Raw genomic sequence first — 25,303 nt, 5'->3', positions numbered from 1 at the left:
GTGAAGTCCCGATAGCATGAAGCCGCACGATGACATCCGGATGGCCCCGACGCCCCTCCCTGACATGCACATACGCGAAATCCGCTCGAAGATCGCCAGTACCTCGTCCACGCGCAAGATCACCAAGGCGATGGAAATGATGGCGCGCACCAAGATGGCGAGCGCGCAGCGACGCGCGCGTGAGTTCCGCCCGTACGCGGCGCGCATCGGCGCGATGGCGGAACGCGTGCTGCGCGACCGTCCCGACTACGTATCGGCGCTGATGGCGCGACGCGATACCGTGCGCCGCGTCGGCCTGATCGTCGTCAGCACCGATCGCGGGCTCTGCGGCCCGCTCAATGCGCGGCTGCTGGTCGAATGCGTGGATGCGCTCGAACGCTGGGACCGGGCCGGCGTCGCATGCGAACTGAGCGTGATCGGCGCGCGCGGCATCGCGCCGCTGCTGCGCCACGGCGCGACCATCACGGCGCGCGCGAGCGGCCTGGCCGCCGAGCCGCACTTCGAGCAGTTGCTCGGAGCGCTGCTCGTGCCGCTGACCGCGTTCGTCAACGGCGAGCTCGACGAAGTGCACGTCGCGTACAACCGGCTGACGAGCCCGCTCGCGTACGAACCGCGCATCGATGCGATGCTGCCGATCGCGGGGCTCGACACCAGCGCGCCGACCGACGGCGCGGCCGCGTCCGATTATCTGTACGAGCCCGCGCCCAAACCCGTCGTCGACACGTTGCTGCTGCGCTACGTCGAGGCGATGCTCTATCAGGCCGTCGTCGAGAACTACGCGTGCGAGCAATGCGCGCGGATGTTCAGCATGCAGACCGCGACGGACAACGCCGACCGCGTGTTGCGCGAACTGAGGCACCTGTACCAGAAGACGCGACAGGCGCAGATCACCACCGAGCTGTGCGAAATCGTCGCCGGCGCGGCGGCGGTCTGAAGGAGTCGCATGAAGACGTCGATGAGGCTCGACATCGTGAGCGTGGAAGCGGTGCTGTATGCCGGCGACGCGCATTTCGTCGTCGTTCCGGGGGAAAGCGGAGAACTGGGGATCTATCCGCATCACGCGCCGCTGCTCACGCGGATCCGGCCGGGCGTCGTGATGCTCGTCGATGCGCCGACCGGCGAGCATCGCCGTCTCCTCGTCGCGGGCGGTGCGCTGGAGGTCAGCCGCGACGGCGTGACGCTGATCGCCGATCACGCATTGCGCACGCCCGAACTCGACGATCTGCGCGCACGCGAAGCGCGGCATGCGGCCGACGACTGGCGCCAGCGCTACGCGCACGAAAACCGGCGCGCGTTCGATTTCGCGTCGGCCCGCACGGAATTGATGGATGAGATCCGGCGCTTCTTCGCGCTGGCACTGCGGCAACCCGCATCGCGGGAGTGACCTGATGGCAGTAGTGAGAAGCACGGCATCGCAATTGGACGGGATTTTTCCATCGCCCACCATTATTTTTGTTTTGGACCTTGGTCCGCGAAAGTCTCCCCGCCCTTCCTCGACGCTGGAGCAGCCCGAACAGCCCGAGCGGGTCTGCATGAAGACGCAGCGCGAAAACGCCGTTCGCAGGGGGGGCGATTTCCGCCGAATCCCGGCCCGGAACGGCCGCCGCCCGGCTCACGCGTGCGGCAACGCATCCGCTTCGTCTGCCAGCCTGCCGAGCGGCACGAAAATGTAGCCCTTCCCGCGCACGGTGCGAATGTAGCGATAATCGCCGACCGCCTGCTCGACCAGGTTGCGCAGCCGGAAGATCAGCACGTCGAGCCCGCGCTCGGAGCGCCCGGCCACGCTCAGCCCCAGCAGCGCGAGAATCTCCGCGCGCGACAGGACGCGCATCGGCTGCGAGATGAACAGCGCGAGCAACGCGAATTCGCTGGCACGCAGCCCGAGGTCCTGTCCCGCGCGGGTGGCGCGCCGCGTGACGAAATTCACCTCGATGTCGCCGAATGCATACGATTCGGGATTCACCGGCGCGCGCACCGACACGGGACGGTTCGGCGCGTAGCGGCGCATCGCGCTGCGCACGCGCGCGATCAGTTCCATCGGGTCGAACGGCTCCACCAGATAGTCGTCCGCGCCGATTTCGAGCGCAACGACCTTGTCGAGCACCTGCGCGTCGCGGCTGATCACGATCACCGGCATGTCGTGACCGGCGCGCCGCAGCGCACCGAGCGCCATGTAGAACGTCGTGGCCGGCCGTTCGACCCGCATCACGATCAGGGTGGGCGGCGTGGCCGTCACGTGCGCCAGCAGCCGCGACGCGTCGTCGAGCGCCGACGTGGCGATCTGGCAGCCGCGCAGGAGCGCGCGGATCCGGTCGCCCATGCGCGGATCGGGCTCTACGACAAGAACGTGGGTGGCCATGGAAAATCGTCCAGCACGACGGCCCGCACGGCATATCGCGACGTCACGCCGGCCCGCCTTCCGGCCGGAGCGGCCGGGCGCGGCCTGCACGAACCCGCGAACGTGCGGCGCAGCCAACTACACATGCATGCAGCAATCGAGACTCGTCAGTAAATAGCTCAGGCTCTTGCGGATCGACGCCTCGACGTCCCGCACGTCGCGGGCCGCGGGCGACTGGCCGAGCAGCGTCGCGACGATGTCGAGCGCTTCCCACGGATGCCGGTCGTCGTAGTCGGCATGCAGTTTGAGCCAGCGCATCGCGCGATGCCGCACGGCCGGGTCGAACTGCCGTTCATACGGCGATGCGCACAGCAACGCGCTCCACTCGCCGGTCACGCCTTCGATCGCGTAGTTGGTCGCGGCGATGCTCGGCGCGAGCGCGTCGGCGCTGCTGCTTTTCCAGCACCAGTGGCTCAGCGCGAATCCGTCCAGCGGCGCATCGCCGTGCAGCAGCATGTCGATCGTCACGCCCGATTCCGCAGCCCAGTTGGCCCAGTGATCGACGTGGTTCTGCTCGACGCGGATATTGCGGATCAGATAGCGTCGCGCCTTCTCGTCGCCGCGCGACCGATAGGCCGCGGTCTTCACCAGGTTCATCGCCATGTATTCCGGAAACTGGCTGACCACCGCCCAGCCGGTGACGAAGAACGCGCGCAGTTGCGACGCGCGCAGCGTCCCGCCGCTCATCGCCGCGAACACCGGATGCGCTCGGACACGGGCCTTCAGCTCGTCGGTCGCGCCGACCACGTCGCGCAGCCAGGCCGGATAGTTCGTCAGGTCCATCAGGTCGCCGGTCAGTTCAAATGGAGCACTCATGCGTTCGTTCCTCGCTTGGTTCAATGGAATCCCCCTTCCTGCCAGGGTGCGGGGCGGCTGAAGTAGTAGCCCTGGCAATAGTCGACGCCCAGCGCGCGAAGCATCTCGGCCGTCGCCTCGTCCTCGACGTGCTCGGCGACGGTGCGGTACTGCATCACGTGAGCGATGTCGTTGATGGCGGACGCGATGCCGCGCTTGACGCTGTCGGACGTCATGGTCGCCACGAGGCCGCCGTCGATCTTCAGGTAGTCGATCGGCAACTGGCGCAGATACGAGAACGACGACATGCCGGCGCCGAAGTCGTCGAGCGCGAAGCGGCAGCCGAGGTCGCGCAGCTCGTGCATGAAACGCGACGCGACCTCCAGGTTGCGGACCGCGCTCGTCTCCGTGATCTCGAAGCACAGCAGCGTCGGGTCCAGTCCCGACGCCGACAGCTCGGCGATCGCGAACTCCACGAAGCGCTCGTCGGTGATCGACATCGCCGACAGGTTCACGTTGTATTCGACGTACTGGCGCCGTTCGAGCCGCGCGAGCCGCCGAATCACGTTACGCACGACCCAGCGGTCGATCATCGTCATGTGGCCGTAGCGCTCGGCGGCCGGCAGGAAGACCGGCGAGATCAGCTTGCCGTCGGCGTCCGGGATGCGCAGCAGGATCTCCGCGCGCTCCTGCGCGCCGTGCGCCGGCTGGATCGGCACGATGCGTTGCGCATACAACTGGAACGAATTCGTTTCGAGCGCCGTCTTCACGCGGCGGCTCCACTGCATGTGATACGCCTGACGTCCCGAGTTCATGTCGCGCGAATCCGCGACGTGCACGCGGTTGCGGCCGCGGTCCTTCGCGATGTAGCACGCGATGTCGGCCATCTGCATCGCCTTCTCGACACTCTCGGGCCGACAGGCGAGATCCAGCACGCCGATGCTCACGCTGATCTTGAACGGCTCGCCCTCCCACAGGAACGTGAAATCCTCGAGACACGCGCGGATGCGCTCGGCCTTGCCGTCGTCCGGCGAGCCGTTGCGGCCGGCCGGCAACAGGATGCCGAATTCGTCGCCGCCCAGCCGGCCGAACACGTCGTCGTCCGCGAGACAGCGCGCGAACACCGCGGTCGCGTCGCGCAGCAGCGCATCGCCGGCCGCGTGCCCGCACACGTCGTTGACTTCCTTGAATCCGTCCAGGTCGAGAACCATCAACATGCCGCCGCCGCGGTGGGTCAACGCGTCGCCCAGGCGCTGTTCGAACGCGGTGCGATTGATCAGGCCGGTCAGCGCATCGTGCGACGCCTGCCAGGTCAGTTTCTCGATCAACTGGTATTCACGCGTCATGTCGCGCAGGATCAGCACGTAACCGACGCAGCGGCCCGCGGCGTTGTCCATTCTCGACAGCGATGCGCGCACCGACACCGCCGCGCCGCACACGCGGATCAGGTCGAGATCGCGGGTGAACGTGTGATCGCCGCTGTTGCTGAGCGACGCGAGCAGCTTGATCGACATGCCGGTCGACGTATCGATCAGGTCGAGCACGTCGTTGATCGGCTTGCCGACACACAGCCGCGACGGCGCGCCGAGCAGCTGCTCGGCCGCCGGATTGACGGTCTCGATGCTGCGCGTGAGGCCGATCGTGACGATCGCATCGGCCACCGAGCGCAGCGCCGCTTCCGCGAACGCCTGGCTACGGTCCAGCTCGGTCTGCATCGACGCCTGCTGGCGCTGCGCGCGGCTCGCCCATCGCACCGACAGCAGGACGATCAGCAGCGAGGCCGCGACGTACGACAGGAACAGCTGGATGACGGCCGAACGGAATTCGGCGCTCAGTTCGTCGGAAAAGCGTTTCGGCAGCGGCTCGATGTGCGAGTTGAAGTCCCAGACCGCGCGGTTCAGGCGGCTCGTGCGTCGAACGTCGTCCGCCCGCACGGACGCGCGCAGCGCGTTCGCGATCGCGCGCAGGTTGACCAGTTGCCGGTCCGCGTCCTCCCAGTATTGCAACGCGGCGTTCAGGCGCGCGAAGCTGCTCAGGATCGGATAGAACCACACCACCGCGACCGCATCGACGGGATTGATGCCCGCGTCGATCAGCGCCTGGCGCGCCGCGCGGTGGTCCGGCGGCACGCTGATCATCGCGCGGCGGGCGACACCGAGAAACGTGAGGGTGCGGTCAACCGCCAGGTAATCGTCGAACAGCTTTTCGTCACCGGTCTGTCCGTAGCGGGTCAGCAGGATGATCTCGTCCTTCTGCGCCTTCGACCAGCTGCTTTCGCCGCCGACGTACACGCGCAGCGACATGATCACGATCAGGCTGACCGCGACGAACCCGGCCAGCGCGACGATCACGACGACGATCGGCAGGATGCCGAGCGCCGGACTCCATGGCCACACGTGAAACGAGCTGCGCTGACTCTGGAGCTTCGAAATGTTTTCCATACCTGATTGACTGCTTTTCTGATTCTTCTCGATACCGCCGGCCAGCCGCGTCGCGACGCGTCTTGCGCCCGGATCTCGCCCCTTCCCTGCGCGCGACGCGCCGGCGCACACGCCGTCGCGGCGGCACGCCGGTGCCGGCCGCGCGGCAGGAGGCTGCGGCCACTAGGTCGTCCGGACGCGTCGCGACAGCCCGACACCGGCCCCGGTACCGGCATCGATCGCGAGAATGCGGCGCGTTTCGTCGCGGATGACCCGATGGCAGTCGCAGCCCTGCCCTTCGAGACGGGCGAGATCCGTCAGCACGATGGCGCCGCGATGCTGATGGATCAGGCCGAGCTCGTGGAGCTGTCGCACGGTATCCGTGATGGTCTCGCGGCGCACGCCCAGCATCTGCCCCAAAGTGCCGTGCGTGACCGGGATTTCGATGCTCCGCGAGCGCTCGTAGGCAATCAGCAGCCAGCGGCCCACCTGATGTCGCATCACGTGATGGCGGCTGCAGAACATGACCTGCGACGCCTGCGCCAGCACCAGCTGCATCCGCACGAAGACCTGCCGCCTGATCGCCGTCGATGCATCGCACGCGTCGACGAAGCGGCGCGCATGCAGCCGATACGCGAATCCGCCGTGATAGACGACGACGCGGCGCTGCATCGTGCTGCCGATCACGTCGTCGCACACGATGCCTTCGCGGCCGATCTCCGTCACGCCGAGCGTCGTCTTGCCGCCTGTCGTGTATTGAAGCGAAATACCCGCCGTCACCGGAAAGTAGACGGCCTCCAGATTCTCGCCGGCGTCGCACAGCAGCTGGCCGGTCTTGAGATTCGAAAGCATCAAATGAGGCGCCAATTCCGCGCGGCTAATTCCGTCGAGCGCAGACAGGAATTGATTGGCACCAAGCGCATGCGGCAACTCGATGACATTGTCGGCCTGATGTATCACGGTGCACCTCGTACGTTGTATTGCTGCCCCTCGGCCACCGAATCTTCATGCAGCGTTAAAACGAACCGGTTTTCCGGTTTTGCCGTTTTCCTTACGGTCTAATTAAACAAAAAGGTATCACGCAGCCCTGTCGTTCGCGCCACTCCGGCTTTGTTACATGAAGTAATTTGACAGTTTCAGGTGTTTCCCGAGGATATTTGCATGGTCAATCAATTATCGGCGATTTAAATGCCTCCCTTGAAAAGGCACCTTCCCGGAGAATCATTGAAAATTCCGAATAGTGGCCAATGCAATGGAATGCAGTTAATCCTGAAAATAAAAATCATTCCCCCATCGAAATAATGCGGACTGAGTGACATATCCCACACTTCTCCAACGGAGAACGTGGAAGATCCATGACGGCGCCTGCCCGGGATGCCGGCGCCGGGCGGTTATCGCGCGCGCTGGCGAGCGGTGATGTCCGCGCTGTCCGCGTCCAGCGACGCGGCGCGCAGTGCGTCCGCCGGATCCGGAAAATCGCGCCGCAGCAATTGCGCGAGCTGGGCATCGCGCGCATCGGGCCCAAGCTGTTGCGCGGCGAGCCGCTCACGTTCGGCCGCATGGTCGCGATAGCGCGCCTGCCACGCATCGTCGTCCTGCCGCAGCCGTACGACGCGTGCCGCGACGTCGGCGCCGAGCTGCGCACGCAGCGCATCGGGCGTCGCGCGCTGCGCGTCGAGCCGTGCAACCGCCTCGCGCTGCCGCGCGAGCCGCTCATGCGCATCGCGCATGTCCGGCGGCAACGACTGGTCGAGCGCCGCAATGCGTTCGCGCTTCTGCGCGTCGCTCAATGCCGGGTCGCGCGCAATCCGGATCCGGTCGAGGTCGTCATGCTGCTGCCGGAACTCGTCGGCGAAGAACGGCGCGCTCCAGTCGCCGAGCCAGCGGCTCGCGAGTGCCGCCCGTCGCTCGAGCTGGCCCGCGAGCGCGTCCGGATCGATACGCATGCCGGGCTGCACGGCGCCCGGCTGCGCATCGAGCGCGGCGAGACACGCGCGATAGCGCGGCCACAGGTCGAGCGCTTCGCGCTGTGCCTGCCCGCCGATCGGCTGCGCGGCGACCTCCCGCGCAACCAGCGCGTCGAGCGCGTCCGGCGTCAGGTCGTGCTGCGCGAGCAGGAAGTAATCGAAGAATTCCCGCACCGCACGCCGTTTCGCGAGACGCCCGTCCGGCCCGAGCGGCAGGCGCGGCGCGCGCGAGCCCGCCAGCGACGCGGGCGGCGCGACGTCGGACGCGGCAGGCACGGGCCGCGGCACCGCCGCGTCGGGCACCACGACGCGCGCGGCAGGCAGCGCAGCGGCTTGCGGCGACGCCGCCGGCCGGTCGAGCGCATGCCATACCGCCGTGGCCGCGAGCACGCCGACGGCGCCATGGAGCACGGTGCGAGACAGCATCGTCCGGACCGTCATCGCTCAAACGCCCTGCAGCTTCAGCCGGTTCGCATGCACGCGCAGCGCGGCGACCGGATCTTCCGCATACGCGCCGCGGATGCCGAGCAACTGATTGATCGCGTCGAAGTGATTCCAGTGGTAGCGCGTCGAGATCACCGTGCCGAACAACGAACTGCAGGTCGACGTGAAGCCGTCGTTCGGCCCCGCGCCGGCCAGCGCCATCACGTTGCCGGCCGTCAGGAACACGAGCGTCGACGGATCCAGCAGATTCGCCGGATCGATCACCGGAATCACGCTGGTATCGACGGCGCCCGTCACGATGCCGAGCAGCGACACCGGCTGATATGCGGTGCCGCTCCATGAATACAGCAGGTGTACGTTGCCGCCGATCGTCTCGGTCGGCGCGCCGGTGCGACAGGCACCGGCGCCGAGGCCGGGGCTCGGGAACAGCTGGTTGAACCGCGTGGTTCGCGCCGTGCCGAGTGCGTCGAGCGCGGCGATCGCATCCTGGTTCGTGTTGTGCGTGTCGCTGGTCAGGATGCCGAACAGGTTCAGCAGCGCACCGAACACCGGCGTCGAGATGCCCGTCGGGTCGAGCTTCAGCGCGGCGAGCACGAAGTCGGCGAACTGCGAGCCGCGGTGCGGCGTCGCGATCGTCGTGACCGACGCGACGAGCGCGGGCGCGACCGACGCCACGTAGCGCGACGTCAGCCCGCCCTGGCTGTGTCCGATTAGGTTCACCTTGGCCGCGCCCGTGACCGCCAGCACCTGCTTCACATAGGCGAGCAGTTGCTCGCCGCGCCCGTTCGGGCCGAGGTCGCTCTGGAACCCCGACAGGTCGGCGACGTAGACCGTCGCGCCATGCCGCTGCAGGTCCGCCTGCATCCCGTACCAGTACGGCACCACGCCGAAATAGTCGTCGGTGCCGGTCAGGCCGTGCACGAGAATGATCGGATAGCGGGTCGCCGCATAGTCGTCGAGCGCGGCGCCGGCCGCTGTCTGCGCACGCGCCGCGGGTGCGGCCAGGCCAACGCCGGCGAGCAGCGCGGCAGCGGCCAGGAACCGCGCGCACGCGCGCGCAAGGCGTCGCAGCGGCACGGCGCGCCGAGCGATATCGATGTCGATGTCATGCATGCGCGTTCCCCATGGTTGCGTGAGCGGCCACGCGCCGCTGCCACGCGATGAACAACGGCGCGCCGACGACTTCGAGCACCGTGAAGCCGACGAACGGCGGCCACGGCAGCCCGAGCGTCGCGAGCGAAATCAGCCGTCCGATGCCGCCGAGGAAGATCATCGTCCACAGCGTCGCGAACAGTCGCCCCTGGCGCTCGATCCCCGGAATCACCGAGAACGCCGCGAGGCCGAGCCCGAGCCAGACGCCCGCGTAGAAGCGCAGGTTGCCGTCCAGCGTCGCGTCGGCCGGCAGTGCGAGGCCGAGCGACGCGTACAGCGGATCGTGGATGCCCATCATGCCGAGCACCCCGGTGATCGACGGGACCAGCGCAAGCACGGCGGTCGCCGTCTGAAGCGCGCGTTTGCTCATTCGAAACCTCCTTGCGTCATCGATAGAAAATGCCCAGCACCTGCACGCTGGTCGACTCCGGCATCGCACCGAAGCGGCTCCACGACGGCCCGCCCTGATGCAGCCACTGCAGCGCGACGTCGAACCGGTCGAAGCGCCGCCGCAGCTCGACCCAGTATTGCCGGCCGCCGCCGAGATCGGCCTGCATGAAGCCCGACAGATCCAGACGGCGCACGCCGATATTGCGCCATGCCGCCATCAGGAACACGCCGTGACGGGTTTGCAGCTCCTGCGCGGCGATCGACGTCTGCACCGCACTGCCCCAGGCGACCGGGTTCGCGCGCTGCAGCGCGCGCCATTGCGCGGCGTCCGCGCCGCCGCCGTTGCTCTGGAACTCGGCACTCAGCGACAGGTCGATCGGCAACGTCCAGGTCGCGCCCACCGACGAGCTGGTGCGGAACGCGCTGTCGCCGGCCGCACCGGTCGCGCGCGCGATCAGCGAGCGCCGGTAGCCGCCCGCCCATTCGACGTAGGCGACCACCGAGTTGCCGAGCAGCACGCTCAGGTTCTGGCCGAACTGCGGCGCCTGCCCGCTTTCGCCGTAGACGATCCATTGCGGCTGGATCGCCGTGCTGAGCCGCTGGCTCGCGACCAGCATCCAGCGATCGACGCCGTTGGTACGCTGCAGGTCGGACGATGCGGCCGGGTCGCCCGGCAGGCTGCGGCGCTCGAGCCGCGGCGACAGCAGCGCCGCGAGCGAGCCCGTGTCCCACACCTGCTGCGCGCGCAGCGCGACCGTACCGAGCCGGTTCGTGTGGCGGCTGTCCGGATCGGGCGGCACGTCGAGGCTCACCGCGCCCGCGCGAAAGAAGTCGGTCGGGTTGTAGCCGATCGCCGCGCCGAGCCGCTCGTTGACGCGCCCCGCGTCGACAACGAACGTCGGCGCCGCGCGCCAGCTCGCGTACGCCTCCTTCACGAGCGTCACGTCGCGCGACGACGTGCGCGAGGTCCCGAGCGGATCGAACCGGTCGAAGCGCATCGAGAAGTGCGCGGCGAACGTCGGCGTCAGCCACTGCCCGTACTCGAATTCGACCGACAGCTGGTTGCGCCCGGCGTGCGCGCCGTCGCGATAGCGGCTCGCACGCAACGCGTCCTGCACGTCGAGCTTCCACGGCTTCGCGGTATCGGCCGGCGCGGTGGCGGACCGGTCGGCGAGATCGAGCGCCGCGGCATCGGCCGCATCCACGCCGCCCGCCCCGCTCGTCGCCTCCGCGCCGGCCGGCGCCGCACGCGCGAGCGCCGGCAGCAGCACGAACGCGAGCGCGGCGACCCGACATCGACGCCGCGCCGTCATTGCGCCTGGAAGCGGGACAGGTAGTCGCGCTGCAGCCATGCATCGGGAATGTCGCGCCATGCGTAGTCGGAGAAACGCATGACCGTGACCCAGTTGCTGTCGAGCCCGTCGATGATGACCGTCTCCGTCGGCCGCTCGACGCCGAGCTGCATCGTGTAGCGCCGGTAGAACGCGGTCTTCAGCAGCCGGTCGCTTTCCGAATAGAAGCGCGCCTTCAGCGGCCGGTTGTTCGCCGCGTCGATCCAGATCTCGATGCGGCGGTACGTGAGCCCGTCGCCGTGGCCGGTGAGCCCGAGCCGGTAGGCGCGGCGGGTCTGCCGGTCGCCGTCGGCGATGTCCTCGACGCCCTTCAGCTCGGCCGTGTAGTCGTGCGCGAGATTGACCGTCACGACGTCGCCGTTAGCGGCCTGCCCGAGCAGCCGCTGGTCGGGCGAGATTCGCACGCTCGCCTGGTTCGCGGGATCGTAGAACCACAGGTCGTTGCCGTTCTTCAGCATCAGCTTGCCCGTGTCGCGCGCCGGCGCGACGAAGCGCACCAGCGTGCGGAACGCGCCGCCCGGCGCGTCGGGCTTCGAATAGATCGACAGCGTATTGCCGTCCACCTGCTTGCCCGACCGATACTCGATCAGCGTCGCGGTCAGCACGAACGATTTCGCCGGCGCGCGGATCGCGTCGCTCGCCGCGAGCACCTTCTGCGGATCGGGCGCCGGCTGCGCGTGCGCGGCGCCGGCCAGGAACGAAAGACTCAGACAGCATGAAACGAACAGGCGACGCACGTGCGCTCTCCCGAAAGTGAAATGAACGAAAATGACCGCATCCGCACGGCGTCACACATGCCGCAGCGCATCGACGATCGACAGCCGCGCCGCGTGCCGCGACGGCAGCCACGCGGACAGCCCGGCCACGCATGCGAGCCCCGCGAACGTGACCGCGATGGTTCGCCACTCGCCCCACACGCGCACCGTGAGCGCGACCGCGTCGATGCGCGCGGGCGGCGTCCAGGCCAGCCCGCTGTGATTGACGGCCGCGGCAATCGCGAGCGCCGCCAGCACGCCGAGCGATGCGCCGGCCACGCCGAGCAGCGCGCCCTCGCAGACGAACAGCGCCTGAATGCCGCCGCGCCGCATGCCCATCGCGCGCAGCGTGCCGATTTCGACCGTGCGCTCGATGATCGCGGTGCTCATCGTGTTGCTGATCACGAACAGCACGATCGCGCTGATCAGCACGAACACGAAGCCGAAGATCACCGAGAACATCCGGTTGGTCTGGTCGTAGAACGGGTTCAGCGTCGCGAAATCGACGACGTCGAGCGGCTGGCCGTCGAAGCCGCCGCGCAGCAGCTGCTCGATGCGCGCGCGCGCCGCCGGCAGATCGGCCGTGCGCGCGAGCTGGATCTCGAGCGCGGTCGCGCGCGGTTCGGCGCCGCCGTATACGAGCCGCTGCGCCTGCGGCAGGCGCACCGCGAGATATACGTCGTCGAGCTCCTTCACGCCCTGCTGCTCGGCCTTCACGACCGAGAAGCGGCCGACGTTCGGCGCGCCGCCCGCGCTCGCGGTCAGCACCTCGATGTGGGTTGCGCCGTCGCCGGCCGGCTGCGAGCCGGCCTCGCCCTGCGCGAGCGCGAGCACGTCGGCCGGCGCACTCGCGTCCGGGCCGGCGGCGGCGGGCGCGGCCGGCCCCGGCGGCGCATCGCGGCAGTCCGCCACGTGCAGCGGCCCGCACAGATGCAGCACGCGCGCGACGCCGAGACCGACCACCGCCGCGTCGTCGGCGCTGCCGCGCAGCGCGAACGCGCGCGGGCGCAGCGGAAAACCGTAGGCGTTCCACTGCTGCATCCGGTACTGGTCGTCGGGAATCGCGCCGAATCCCATCACGGTGCGCGACACGCCGGCCGCGAAATTGCCGGCGATGCCGCCGAACTGCAGCGTCGGCGTGACGACCTGCAGCAGCGGCGCGAGCTGCGGGTCGCGCCGCAGGAGGTCGATCAGCGCCGCATAGCGGCGGATCCCGTACGCGGCCGGATCGCCCGTGCCGTACAGGTAATAGCCCTGCCGCTGGATCTGCAGATGGCCGCTGCGCTGCACGAAGTCGGTTTGCAGTCCGAGCGTGATGTCGCGGCTGAAACCGCCGAACAGCAGGATCGCACTGACGCCGACGATCATCGCGAGCAGCGTGGTCAGCGAGCGCCGGCGGTTGCGCTGCAGGTTGCGCAGCGCGAGCATCAGCGTATGGATCATCGGCACACCTCCTGCGCCACCGTGCCGTCGCCGGCCCGTTCCCGGCCGACGATGCGGCCGTCGAGAATCCGGATCACCTCGTCGGCGACGCTCACCACCTGCGGATCGTGCGACGACACGATGAACGACACGTCGCGCTCGCGCTGGATCGTGCGCATCAGCGCGATGATCGCGTGGCCGGTGGCGCTGTCGAGGTTCGCGGTGGGTTCGTCCGCCAGCACCATCGCGGGCTCGGCGGCCAGCGCCCGCGCGATCGCGACGCGCTGGCGCTGGCCGCCCGACAGCTGGCTCGGCCGGTGCCGTCCCTTGTCGGCCAGCCCGACCGCGTCGAGCAGGTCGCGCACGCGCGCCGCGCGCCGGGCCGGCGCCCAGCCCGCCATCAGCAGCGGGTACTCGACGTTCTCGTACGCGGACAGCACCGGCAGCAGGTTGAAGGTCTGGAACACGTGGCCGACATGGCGCGCGCGGAAATCGGACAACGCATCGTCGGACAACGACGCGGTATCGTGGCCCGCGATCGTCACGCGCCCGCTGTCGGGACGGTCGATGCAGCCGATCATGTTCAGCAGCGTCGTCTTGCCGCTGCCCGACGGGCCGCTCAACACGGTGAAGCGCCCGGCCTCGAGCGTCGCCGACACGTCGGCGAGCCCGGTCACGCGCACGCTGTCGAGCAGGTAGGTCTTCGACAGGTGTTCGACGTTCACGAGGCTCATGACGCACCTCCCGCGCGCACGGGCGCCGCCGGGGCCGCCGGCGCGGCGCGCGCATCGGTGCCGGCCGCGCCCGGCACGGCCGGCACGGCCGGCAGGCCGCGTATCAGCCGCCGCAACTGCAGCCGGTAGGCGAAATGCTCGACCTCGATCACGTGCCGCGGCGTGCGATGGAACGCGATGCCGCCGCTCCAGTCGGACCGTCCGCGCCGGATCAGCCGGTCGACGTGCGCGGCCTTGCGCGGCGCCGCGTCGCGCGCATGCAGATAGCGTGCGAGCAGCTGCGCCTGGTAGTCCATCAGCGGCCAGTTGCCGGTCGACGTCTGGAACAGCCCAATGAAGAACAGGTCGCGATGCTGCGCGTCGAACATGTTGAGGTACAGCGACGGCTGCTGCTTGTGCCATTGCAGATGCGCCTGGTCGATGAACGGAAAGCTCGGTTGATAGCCGGTCGCGTAGACGATCACGTCGACCGGCTCCTCGCGGCCGTCGGCGAATACGACGCGATCGCCCTTCAGTTCGCGCACGTCGGGCCGCGCATCGAGATCGCCGTGGCCGAGGCGGTAGAACAGCGTCGAATTGATGATGAAATGCGATTCGAACAGCTTGTGGTCGGGCTTGCGCAGTCCGTAGTCCTCCGGCTGCCCGGCCGTCGTCAGCCGCAGCAGCCGCTCGCCGAAGAAGCGGCGCGCCCACAAAGGCATGCGCAGCCGCAGCGGCCATTCGGCCCACTGGTCCGCCGGTATCCCGAACAGGAATTTCGGCCAGTAGTAGTAACCGCGCCGCGTGCTGTGGAACACCGCGCGCGCATGATGAGACGCCTCGACCGCGATGTCGCAGCCCGAATTGCCCGCGCCGACCACGAGCACGCGCCGGTCACGAAAGATCTCCGGCGTACGGTATTGCGACGAATGCAGCTGCAGCCCGTCGAAGCGGCCCGGATAGTCCGGCAGTTGCGGATGCGACAGATGCCCGTTGCAGACGATCACGCCGCGATAGGTGCGCACTTCGCCGCGATCCAGCTCGACGCGCCACCCCGAGCCGCCGTCGACCGGCGCGATCTCGAGCACCGAGCGGCCGAACTCGATCCGCTCGTACACGCCGAAGCGCCGCGCGTACGCACGCAGGTACGCGAGCGCCTGGTCGCCGCGCGCATACGTCGGGTAGTCGTCGGGAATCGGAAAATCGGTGTATTCCGAGAACCGCTTCGAGCTGATCATGTGAATCGAGCGATACACCGCGCCGCTCGGCCGGCCGTAGTACCAGTTGCCGCCGACGTCGTCCTCGCGCTCGATCACGTCGAAGCCGATCCCGGCCGCGAGCAGGTTCTTCGCGGCGGTGATTCCCGCCGCGCCCGCGCCGATGATGCAGTACCGCGCGCCGTCGTTGCGCTCCGTCATGGTGGATCTCCCCTTTCCGTTCAAAGAGCCGGCGCGGCCGCGGCCTGCGTGCCGGTCGCGCCGGCCAGCCGCGCGTCGCGCAGATCGGCGATCGATGCGCCGCCGCGATCGGCGATCGCGAAGCGGCCGTCCGGATAGCGCAGCAGCAATTCGGCGTCGGCGGCGCACGCGGCGCCGAATGCGATGCCGCCGATGCGCCACGTGCGCGGCGGCTCGCCGTCTGCGGGCCACGCGCCGAGCAGCACGCGCAACACGTTCTCCAGATGATTGACCGGCAGCCATACCTGCGGGCACGGCGCCGCGTCGCGCGCGTCGCCGTCGCCCGGCGCGCGCCACAACGTATCGGCGTCGGCGGCCCTGACCTGCGCGATGCCGCCGCGCCAGTCCGCATCGGGCAGCAGGTCGCCGCGCCAGATCGCGTACACGGCCGGCCGGACCGCATCGTCCTGCCCGTCGTGCGGCAGCGGCACCGTCGTCCCCGCGGGCGGATGACCGCGGTACACGAACGTCGCATCGAGCAGCACGCGGCCGGCGAGCGACGCGCACCGCACCGTCACGTGCCAGCCGTCGCCGGCCGTACGGCCGGTCACGTCGGTGTCGAGCGCGAGATCGCCGTGCGCATCGAGCGCGTCGGCGAGCGCATCGAGCGCGATCGTCACGTCGGCGGCTTCATGCAGGTAGGCGCGCTCGCCGTCGGGCGGCGCAACCCAGTCGGCCACGACGCGCGCGTGCTCGAGCAGCAGCGACGCGGGCACCGCCGCGCGGCCGCCGAAGCGGAATGCGCGCGTATAGGGCGCGTTGGCCGTGCGATAGCGCGTCGAGAAAAACGCGAACGGCCGGAATCGCCGCGGCTCGCCCGCGTGGTGCCGGCGCGTCGCGAGTTCGCCGAGATTCGGCAAGCCGTCGACCGCATCGAAGCCGCGAAGCTGGATCGGCGTCAACGCACGGCCGACGGCGCCCATGTACATCGGTTCGCCGTCGCCGGGGGCCGCGGGCAGCGTGGGCGGCGCGAGCTCCGCCAGCCAGTGCCGAATGCCGTCGGCGATGCGCATCGGCGTCACATAGCGCCGCGTGACGGCGAGGTTCGTGATCATGCCGACGCCGTCCCACGTCGGCCACACGAGCGTTTTCACCGCGCGCCCGGGCGCATCGCGGCGCGCCCACCAGCCGAGCCGCGCGAGCGCCTCGTTCGCGGCCGCGTAGTCGGTCTCGCCCGTCATGCCGCCCCAGCGGCCGGTCAGCGAGCCGACGTTGACGAAGCAGTCGACACGCGGCCGCTCGCGCACGGCCGCGTACAGATTCATGAAGCCGAGCACCTTCACGCGCGCGGTACCGACGAATTCGTCCGCGGACTTGCGCGGCAACCGCACCGGCTGGTCGATCCCGGCGTTGTGGATCACGCCGCGCAGCCGCGCGCCGAATGCGTCGCACAACGCGCGCACGGCGTTCGCATCGGTCACGTCGCATACCGCGTAGCGCACCGGCAGGCCGAGCGCGGCCGCGGCGTCGAGTGACGCCTTCAGCTCGCGGCGCCGTTCGAGTTGCTGCAGCGTGTGCCGGATCGCCTTGGGCGGCCGCTCCGGCGTCGCCTGGCGCAGCAGGTCGAGCCCGTAGCGCCTGAAGCCCGCGTCGTCGAGCGCGAGCCACGGTTCGTCGCCGGCCGGCGGCGCGTCGCGGCCGGTGACGATGACCGTGCAGCGATGCCGCTTCGCGATCTCGCAGGCGGCCAGGAACCCGATGCCGCGTGCGCCGCCCGAGAACAGCACGACGTCGTCGGGGCCCCAGTCCGGCGCCGCTTGCGCCGGCAGGTCGTCGCGGGTCGCGACGAGCGTGTGGCGGCGCCCGTCGCGATGACCGACCTCGAAGCGCCCCCAGCGATACAGCTCGCGTGCGATCAACCCGTCGACGCGGCCGGTTTCGTCCGGCGCGATGTCCAGCACGCGCACGTTGCAGTTCGGCAATTCCTGCGGCAGCGTCTTCGCGAGCCCCGCCCACAATCCGCCGAGCGGCTGGACGAGCGTGTCGTCGCCGTATCCCATCAGTCCATCCAGCCAGGTCACGGCGAGATAGAACAGCCGCGACGTCGCTTCCTCCTGCACCCAGTCGCCGTAGCACGCCTGCAGCAACGCGACCGTGCGGCGCAGCGGCGCTTCCCACTGATCGCGCACGTCGAGCGAGAACGGTGCCTCGACGCCGAGATCGACGATCCCGTCGAACGGACCCGACTGGGCGACGAACGCGTTCGCGGCCGCCGCCGGATCGACGCCGTCGGCGGGGGCGAACACCGCGGGCTTCGCGCAGGCGCGCGCGAGCGCCGCCACCACGCGCTCGGCCGTGCGGCCGAGGCCGTTGACGATCGCGATCCGCTTGCCGCTCAGTTCGGCCGCCGGCCGTTCGGGCAGCGGTTCGATCTCGACCGGCCGCCACGTGAAGCGGTGGGTCGGTGCGCCGTCCACGTCTGCTTCGACGTCCATGCCGCGCCGGGCTTCGGGTGCCATCGCGTCGCGTTGCAGAAACGCCCACACGTCGGGCGGCAGCGTCGGCCCGGCAGCAGGCGCGGGCGCGGCCGGCGCCGCCACGCTTGCCGCCCGCTCGCCGCCGGCCGTCGTTGCCGGCGCACCGGTGAACGGACACGCCGTGCCGCGCGAAGCCGGCACCTGCACGTCGCGCCCGGCAGGCGCCGCGCTCGTGCGTTCGCGCGATCTCGGCCGGGCGACCAGCTGAATGCCGTCACGCGGGCGCAGCGAAATCGTCGCGCCCGTGTCGAGCGAACGACCGGACACCGCGCTCAGATCGACGTGCTGCGCGACCACCGCGATCAGCACGCGGATCTGCAGCAGCGCGGTCTGATAACCGATGCACTTGCGCATCCCGCCGCCGAACGGAAAGTACGCGTACTTGTGCCGCGTCGGCGCGTGCGATCCGAAGTTCTCCGGATCGAATGCGTCCGGGTTGGCCCACAGCGCCGGATGACGATGCGTGACGTACGGCGACATGAATACCGACGAACCGGCCGGCACGTGATAGCCGCCGATCTCGTCGTCGTCGACCAGGTCGCGCGTGAAGCCCCAGATCGGCGGATAGAGCCGCAGGATCTCGTCGACGGTCTGCACCAGATACGGCAGGCGCGCAATGTCGTCTGCCGTGGGCGCGCGACCGCCGAGCACCGCATCGAGCTCCTCGCGCAGCCGCCGCAGCACGTCCGGATGCTGCGCGAGCGCATAGAGCCCCCACGCCATCCCGCTGCCGGTCGTTTCGTGGCCGGCCAGGAACACCGTCATCACCTCGTCGTGCACCTCGCGCTCGGTCAGCGGCGCGCCCGTGTCGGGGTCGCGCGCGGCGAGCAGCAGCGCGATCACGTCGCTCGTGTCGCTGCGTCCCGCGCGATGCTCCGCGACGATCGCATCGACGATCGTGTCGATCCCGCGGCGCGCGCGTGCGATCCGGCGGTTGAACGGCGTCGGCATCCAGCGCGGCACGAAATCGTTCATGTTGCCCTGCGGCATCATCGCCTCGATGCCGAAGCGCACCGCCGGCCCGACCTCGTCCGCGTGCCGCGAGATGTCCGCGTTGAACAGCATCAACCCGAGCATGCGCAGGCTCACGCGCATCATCTCCTCGACGGCGTCGAACGGCGCGTGCGCGGGCCGCTTCAGCCAGCGCTCGACGAGCGCGAGCGCCGCGTCGCCGACGGCGGCCGTATGCGCTTCCACCTGCTTGCGGTGAAAGAGCGGCTGCACGACGCGCCGGTGACGTCGCCAGAACTCGCCGTCCGTTGTCAGCAGTCCGTCGCCGAAGAACATCTTGAAGTTGTCGTAGAAGCGGCCGCGCACGTAGTTGCGGTGATTGTCCTGCAGCACGTGCTGGACGCCGTCCGGATGCGCGAGCGCGTGCGTGAGAAACGGGCCCAGCCGGTTGCGGGCGATGTCGCCGTACTGCTGCTGCAGCTTCAGCAGCATCGTGACGGGATTGCGCTTGTATTCCGCGAGATTGCCCATCACGACGCTGCCGCGCGGGCCGGGCGCGAGACGCTTCGTGCTCATGCCGACACCTGTTCGGAAGCCGCGGGCGCGGCGAGCCGCGCATCGATCTCGCCGCGCGTGGCGAACGCGCCGGTCACGCGGTGCACGTAGCCGGTCACGATGCCCGTCACGTCGCGCATCTGCATCACGATGCGGCCGTCCGGGCGCACCGCGACGAACCGGTTGCCGCTGCTCGCCGGCCCTTCGAGCGCGAAGGCGCGCGGCGTCACGCGCAGCGCGATCGACGCATGGCGCGCCGCCAGCTCGCAGTCGTTGCCGGCTTCGTACAGGTCGATGCGGCCGATCGACATCGGCGCCGCGAGCGGGATGTAGTCGCCGGCGACATGATCGAGCGCCGCCACGCGTGCAAGACCGTCGAGCAGGATGCTCGGCACCACGAAGCGCGAGAACACCGGATCGCCGTCCGGCACGTTCAGCCGGAAGCGCGCCTGCTTGCCCGTTTCGCTCATGCCGGTGTCGGTCGTCGACACGAACATGCCGGTCAGTCTCACCGGCGCCGCGTCGAAGTGATACGGATCGGCGACGGGCACAAACGTCCCGCCCGGCGGTTCGCTCCATACCGGTGCGGGCGCGTAGGCCGCGGCCAGGCGCACGGTGATCTCGAAGTGCGGCTTGTCGCGCACGAGCACCTGGCCGCCGGGCGCCAGCACGTCGCCGGAGATCCGCACGTGCACGAGCACGGCGTCGCCGTCGCGCGCGGCGATGCGCGCGTGGATGCGCTTCGCGCTCGGCCGCTTCGCGTCGTAGACGCGGAGGAAGTGCAGGAACGCCGCGTCCGCGAATCCGACGACCTTGAGCCCCGGCACGAGCCGCAGCGCGGCCTCGGCGGCCACTTCGGGCACGAACGTGCCCGGCAGCGTCGGAAAACCGTTGACGACGTGATGCTGCAGATACGCATCGCGCTCGAGATCGAACACGCGCTCGAAGCTCACGCTGTCGCCGGTGCGCGCCAGCTCGCGGCCGAGATAGAAATCCGGCTCGCGCGGCGTGGCGACGTGCGGCGCCGCTTCCGCTTCGTCGAGTTCGAAGTAGCCGGGCAGGTGCGTCTCGATCGCCCGTCGCTCGGCCTCGCCCAGATGCACGGACATCGCCGCGCGCTCGCCGAGACCGAGCTCGCGCATGAAATGATGCTGCCCTTCCGCGGTGCGCATGCTCGTGAACAGGCCGCTCTTCTCGAGAAACGCGCGCGTGACAGGATTCGAGCCGAGCCCCACCGAGCGCCACAGCGTCCAGCCGATCGTGAATTCGTCGTGGCCGAGCGTCGCGCGGTGATACGACGCCTGCGTGTTCAGGAAGTCGTTGCCCGACGCGTAGTCGGTTTCGCCGGCCTGGCCCGTCAGGCCGATGAACGACCCGAAGTTGCACCACAGGCGCGGCTGCCGGTCGCCGAACGCGCCGCGCAGGTTCCAGTAGCCGCGCACCTTGATGTCGCGCACCGCGACGAAATCGTCCAGCGACTTCACGAGCACCGATGCGGAACGGTTCAGTCCGGCCGCGTTGACCAGCAGGTCGACGCGCGATTCGCGCGCGAGAATCGTGTCGATGGCCGTGCGCACGCTGCCGGGGTCCATCACGTCGGCGCGCAGGTACGTCACGCGATGCGCGCCGCAGAAGGCGCGCATCGCCTCGATGTTCATGCACGCCGTGCGCGCGTCGGCACGCCGCTCGAACGCGCGGATGATCGCCGGCAGCGGCTGCTCCGGATGCCGTGCCTTCTGCTGGCGAATGTAATCGGGGCGGGTCTTCGCGAACGCTTCGTCGTCCATCGCGAGCAGGTCCGCGTCGACCTCGTCGAGCGCGCTGCTGCCGATCAGGTACAGCGTCGGGCGCACGTGCGCGGCCAGCGTCTTCATCAGCTCGCCGGTGATCCCGCGTGCGCCGCCGACCGCGACGACGACCGCGTCGGGCCCGAGCGCCAGGCGCTCGTCCGCGCGCAGCTCGCCCGCGTCCTCGATCACGCGCGGCGTGCGGCGACGCCCGCCGCCCAGTGCGACGACCGGCAGCCAGTGACGCGCGCCGCTTTCATGCTCGGCGTCGCGCAGCGCATCGGGCAGCGAGCGGGCATCGGTCAGCACGGCCACCGGGCGCGCTTCCGGCATCTCGATCGCCAGCGCCTTCACGAGGCCGGTGTAGAGCCCGGCATCCGGGTGCGGCACCTCGCCCGCGAGCGCATCGAGCAGCAGCGCGACGAAGCTGCCGTCGCGCTTGAGTGCCGCATGGCAACGCTTGATCGCGAGGAACGCGAGATCGTGCAGCGCGAGCCGCGCGGGCGCGGCCGGCGCCGCGGTGCCCGAGGCGAGCGTGCCGGCATCGAGCGACGTCAGCACGCGCACGTGGCCGATGTCGTCGGGCAGCCCGTCGAGCACGGTTTCGTCGATTCGCTCGATCCAGTGCCAGCCCGGCCGGCTCGCGGCGAACGGACGCGTCGACAACACCACGCAGCCGGGGCCCGGATCGGCCTGTGCCGCGAGCGCTTCCGGCAGGTCGGTGACGATCACGCAACGCGGCGCGATGAACGGCGTCGATCGTCCGGCGGGCCGCCACGGCGCATCGCGCCATTCGATCCGGTATCGTGCGACGCCGAGCGGCTCGCCGTCGGCCGCGACGCCGGTCCGGCGCAACGTGCCGGGCAGCAACGTCCCGGGCCCGACGGGTGCGGCAGCCGGCGCCGGCTGCACGGCCTGCACCGGCGCGGCTACAACCGCGGCTTGCGGTTCATGCGGGGCGGCCGCCTGCGCGGCGGCCGGCTCGCAGGCGACGTGCAGCGCATAGCGCGGCCGGTCGCCGCCGCTGTCGCGTGCCAGCGTCACGTCGGGGGTACGCGCAACGATCGCGCGCAGCACGTCGATCGCCGCATCCGCGCCCGCGTACGTGACCGCGCGGCCCGTCGCGTCGCACGGCGCGGCCGGCTCGACCGCGGCCCGCGCGTCGCCGCCGCCGACCACCGCGAGCACCGGCAGCCCTTCGGCCTGCGCGTGTCGCACGGTCGTCACCGCGAACAGCACGATACCCTCCGCGAGCGGCAGCCCGAATGCCGGACCCACCTCCTCCGCGGCGTTGCCGTTGATCCCGCCGACGATCGCCATGTCGAGTTCGCCGCTGCACAGGAACCGCTCGGCCGCCTCGAACGCGGCGAGCGTCGATGCGTGGCCCGCGTCCACCGTCATGTTCATCCCGTGCAGATCGTGGTAATTGGCGACGCGCGCCGGGATCACGTTCGGCATCATCCCGGGAAACGAGTTTTCGGTGGTCGGCGCGACGAGCCGCTGCGTCGCGTCGCGCAAGCCGTCCAGCAGGCGCTCGGTCGTCGCGCGCTCGTCCGGCCGCGTCGCATCGAGCACCGCCGCCGCGATGTCGTCGAGATAGCAGCGGCTCGCATACAGCGCCGCGTTACGTGTGGGCCCCATATGTCCCATCACGAGCCCGATCGTGTCCGCATGCTCCTGCCAGAACGTGCCGAGACGTTCGCGCAGATCGTGCGCGGCATCGAGCGCCATCAGCTGGCAGCGATCGAGCGCGCGCAACACGGCCGGCGGCATCTTCACGCGCGCGAAGCTCGGCAGCGGATAGCCGATCCCGAAGCTCGCGTCCGGCGCGCGGTCTTCGCCACGCAGCCAGGCCGCGACCTCGGCGTCGCCGTCGAGACCGGGAAACTTCGCGGACCAACCGACGATCGCCAGCGGTTCGCGCTTGAAGCGGCCGCTCGCGCCGCCGGCGGGCAGATCGGCGCGGTACTCCGACACGATCAGGTGGCCGTTCGTGCCGCCGAAGCCGAAACCGGACACCGCCGCGACGCGCGTCGAATCGCGCCGGACCGGCCACGCCACCGGCGCCACCGGGATCCGCAGGCTCGTGCCGCCGAGTTCGAATTCCGGCGGCGGTTCGCTGAAGCGATGCTGGGGCGGGATGACCTCGTGGCGCAAGCCGAGCAGCACCTGGATCACCGATACGACGCCGGCCGCCCAGCCTGTATGGCCGACCAGCGACTTGTTGGAGGTCACCTGCACCGGACGATCGCGCCGGATCGCGTCGCGCAGGCTCTGGAATTCGGCGAGATCGCCGGCCGGCGTGCCGGTGGCATGCGCCACGACCCAGTCGACGTCGGCGGGCACCGTCGCGGTGCGCGCATACGCGCGGTCGATCGCGATGCGCTGGCCGGCCGAATTCGGCGCGTAGATCGCCTTGCCCTTCCCGTCCGACGACGAGCCGAACGACTTCAGCACGCCGAGAATGCGGTCGCCGTCCGCGCGCGCCCGCGCCAGGCGCTTCAGGATCACGACGCCCGCGCCGTCCGCGAACAGCACGCCGTCGCAGTTGCGATCGAGCGGCCGCACCTCGCCGCTGCGCGACAGCCCGTGCAGCTTCGAAAACAGGATCGAGCCGCGCGGTGCGAGCGCGAACGCGCCGCCGCACGCGACCACGTCCTGCTTGCCGAGCAGCAGCGCCTTGATCCCGAGATCGATCGAATACAGCGACGACGAACATGCGGTGTCGACCATCATGTATTCCGCATCGTCCGGCAGCACGCCCTTCATCGCGTTCAGGCCGACACGGTGCGGGAAGAACGACGCTAGATCGCCCGCGCCGCGCGCATAGCGCGCGCTCAGCACCGCATCGATCGCGGCCACGCGGCGCGCGCGCTCGGCCGCGTCGACGCCGGCGTCGGCCAGCACCGCGTTCAGGCGCTCGCGCGCGGCGGCCAGCACCATGCCTTCCTCGAGATGCTGGCTGCCGTCCGCCGTGTAGCCGACCAGAAACGCGACACGATCGGCGTCGCGCAGCGTCACGCCGTCGAGCGCCTGGCATAGTGCGTGGCGCAGCCACAGCGTCGTGAGTTCGCGCGGCGCGGTGCCGGCGTCGAGCTCGGCGCGCACCGTCGAGCACGGCTCGAACTGTTCGATGAAGACCGAGCGCGACTGGTAGCTCTTGTCTTCCGCCGACGTATCCGGCGAGTAGAACGAGCGGTAGTCCCACCGATCCGGGGGCACGTTGCCGAACAGCTCGGGGCCGTCCAGCAGCGCGCGCCAGAATGCGTCCGGATCGCTTGCGCCGGGCAATGCGAGACCCATGCCGACCACGGCGATGTCGTCGCTGTCCGGTGCGTCGTCGGCAGCGGCGGCCGTACGGGCAGCCGGTTGCGCGACGGCAGCGGCCGCGGCCGCGCCCGCATCCTGCCCGGCGGTCGCCCAGTCCGCGCGCGGCGACAATCCCTCGCTGCACAGCGACAACCCGCCATCCGCGACGACCACCTGTCCGGTAATCCAGCGCGCGGCATCCGACGCGAGAAACACGACGAGATCGGCAAGATCCTCCGCGCGCGCGAGCCGCTTCAGCGGGGTCGCCGCGATGCTCGATCGCTTCGTGTTCTCCGGGTCCGGAAACTGCGCGGCGACGTCGCCGTCGATCAGCGTCGACGATGCGCCGTTCACCCGGATCTGGCGCCCCGCGTACTCGACCGCGAGATAGCGCGTCAGCGATTCGAGTGCCGCCTTCGCGGTGCCGACGACGAGATAGTTCGCGGGCACGAGCGTCGCGCCCACCGACGACACGTTGACGATCGCGCCGCCGCCCGAGCGCGCCATCAGCGCCGCGGCACGGCGCGCGCACCAGAACGCGCCTTTCAGGTTGGTGTCGAGCGCGCGATCGAAATGCTCGGCGCCGATCTCGTCGACGCCGAGCAGCGCGCCGGACGCCGCATTGTTGACGAGCACGTCGAGGCGGCCGTAGCGCCGTTCGATCTCGTCGAACATCCGGTCGACCTGCGCCTGCTGCGCGACCGACGCTCGGATCACGTCGACGGTCGCGCCGAGCGCGCGCAGTTCCTCGGCCGTCTCCTTCGACGCGTCGAGCGAATGGAAGAAATTCAGGATCACGTGCGCGCCCTGCTCGGCGAAACGCCTGCAGATCGCCTTGCCCACGTTTTTCGCACCGCCCGTCACGAGAACGAGCTTGCCGCGCATGCTGGTATTCGACATGGATCGCCTGCCTATCGAGAACTTGTGATTACGGGCAGGGCCCCCCTGCCGACCAACGT

At 69.8% G+C, this 25,303-nt stretch carries 16 protein-coding genes; 2 read left to right on the top strand and 14 right to left on the bottom strand.

Going from position 1 to position 25,303, the window contains the following annotated elements; genetic code table 11:
• Window positions 1-64: 64 nt before the first annotated feature.
• Window positions 65-934 (top strand): ATP synthase F1 subunit gamma, encoded by an 870-nt coding sequence (atpG, locus tag HWX00_RS11855; RefSeq protein WP_059561356.1) that lies wholly within the window; start codon window positions 65-67, stop codon window positions 932-934.
• Between the two features lie 9 nt (window positions 935-943).
• A complete protein-coding gene (gene atpC / locus HWX00_RS11850) occupies window positions 944-1,384 on the top strand; it encodes an ATP synthase F1 subunit epsilon (protein WP_175028215.1) in 441 nt (146 codons plus the stop codon).
• 228 nt (window positions 1,385-1,612) lie between these two features.
• Here the strand turns inward: atpC and HWX00_RS11845 are convergent, their stop codons facing one another.
• The 14 genes from HWX00_RS11845 to HWX00_RS11780 form a co-directional block, all read right to left on the bottom strand.
• Window positions 1,613-2,359, bottom strand: a complete 747-nt coding sequence (locus HWX00_RS11845) for a response regulator transcription factor (protein WP_034190072.1) — start codon at window positions 2,357-2,359, stop codon at window positions 1,613-1,615.
• A gap of 117 nt (window positions 2,360-2,476) precedes the next feature.
• Complete coding sequence (locus tag HWX00_RS11840; protein ID WP_124608258.1) at window positions 2,477-3,214, bottom strand: iron-containing redox enzyme family protein; 738 nt, start codon at window positions 3,212-3,214, stop codon at window positions 2,477-2,479.
• Between the two features lie 20 nt (window positions 3,215-3,234).
• Window positions 3,235-5,634, bottom strand: coding sequence for a putative bifunctional diguanylate cyclase/phosphodiesterase (locus tag HWX00_RS11835; RefSeq protein ID WP_069706210.1), 2,400 nt, complete (start codon window positions 5,632-5,634; stop codon window positions 3,235-3,237).
• A gap of 162 nt (window positions 5,635-5,796) precedes the next feature.
• Window positions 5,797-6,573 (bottom strand): Crp/Fnr family transcriptional regulator, encoded by a 777-nt coding sequence (locus HWX00_RS11830; protein ID WP_175028216.1) that lies wholly within the window; start codon window positions 6,571-6,573, stop codon window positions 5,797-5,799.
• Window positions 6,574-7,004: 431 nt separating this feature from the next.
• Window positions 7,005-8,006: a lipase secretion chaperone gene (locus HWX00_RS11825; protein ID WP_226193840.1), complete on the bottom strand. Its 1,002-nt coding sequence runs from the start codon at window positions 8,004-8,006 to the stop codon at window positions 7,005-7,007.
• Window positions 8,007-8,024: 18 nt separating this feature from the next.
• On the bottom strand, window positions 8,025-9,137 hold the full coding sequence (locus tag HWX00_RS11820) for an esterase/lipase family protein (RefSeq protein WP_175029388.1): 1,113 nt from the start codon (window positions 9,135-9,137) through the stop codon (window positions 8,025-8,027).
• Window positions 9,130-9,546 (bottom strand): DUF4345 domain-containing protein, encoded by a 417-nt coding sequence (locus HWX00_RS11815; RefSeq protein WP_059561056.1) that lies wholly within the window; start codon window positions 9,544-9,546, stop codon window positions 9,130-9,132. Before HWX00_RS11815 ends, HWX00_RS11820 begins: the two co-directional genes overlap by 8 nt.
• Window positions 9,547-9,562: 16 nt before the next feature.
• A complete protein-coding gene (locus HWX00_RS11810) occupies window positions 9,563-10,879 on the bottom strand; it encodes a hypothetical protein (RefSeq protein ID WP_069706213.1) in 1,317 nt (438 codons plus the stop codon).
• Window positions 10,876-11,655 (bottom strand): outer membrane lipoprotein-sorting protein, encoded by a 780-nt coding sequence (locus HWX00_RS11805; protein ID WP_175029387.1) that lies wholly within the window; start codon window positions 11,653-11,655, stop codon window positions 10,876-10,878. Before HWX00_RS11805 ends, HWX00_RS11810 begins: the two co-directional genes overlap by 4 nt.
• Before the next feature lie 51 nt (window positions 11,656-11,706).
• On the bottom strand, window positions 11,707-13,113 hold the full coding sequence (locus HWX00_RS11800; protein ID WP_175868115.1) for an ABC transporter permease: 1,407 nt from the start codon (window positions 13,111-13,113) through the stop codon (window positions 11,707-11,709).
• Window positions 13,113-13,829 (bottom strand): ABC transporter ATP-binding protein, encoded by a 717-nt coding sequence (locus HWX00_RS11795; RefSeq protein ID WP_175868111.1) that lies wholly within the window; start codon window positions 13,827-13,829, stop codon window positions 13,113-13,115. The genes HWX00_RS11800 and HWX00_RS11795 overlap by 1 nt, the downstream gene beginning before the upstream one ends.
• Window positions 13,826-15,226 (bottom strand): flavin-containing monooxygenase, encoded by a 1,401-nt coding sequence (locus tag HWX00_RS11790; RefSeq protein WP_175868110.1) that lies wholly within the window; start codon window positions 15,224-15,226, stop codon window positions 13,826-13,828. Before HWX00_RS11790 ends, HWX00_RS11795 begins: the two co-directional genes overlap by 4 nt.
• Window positions 15,227-15,246: 20 nt before the next feature.
• Window positions 15,247-19,269 carry a cytochrome P450 gene (locus HWX00_RS11785; RefSeq protein ID WP_175868109.1) on the bottom strand — a complete coding sequence of 1,341 codons (4,023 nt, stop codon included), beginning with the start codon at window positions 19,267-19,269 and terminating at the stop codon, window positions 15,247-15,249.
• Window positions 19,266-25,244 carry an SDR family oxidoreductase gene (locus tag HWX00_RS11780; RefSeq protein ID WP_175028222.1) on the bottom strand — a complete coding sequence of 1,993 codons (5,979 nt, stop codon included), beginning with the start codon at window positions 25,242-25,244 and terminating at the stop codon, window positions 19,266-19,268. The genes HWX00_RS11785 and HWX00_RS11780 overlap by 4 nt, the downstream gene beginning before the upstream one ends.
• Window positions 25,245-25,303: the final 59 nt, after the last annotated feature.

Source organism: Burkholderia seminalis DSM 23518, from assembly GCF_902832885.1.
GTDB classification, from domain to species: domain Bacteria; phylum Pseudomonadota; class Gammaproteobacteria; order Burkholderiales; family Burkholderiaceae; genus Burkholderia; species Burkholderia seminalis.
Note: the sequence above shows the minus strand (reverse complement) of the source record. Positions and strands in the feature narration are given on the sequence as shown.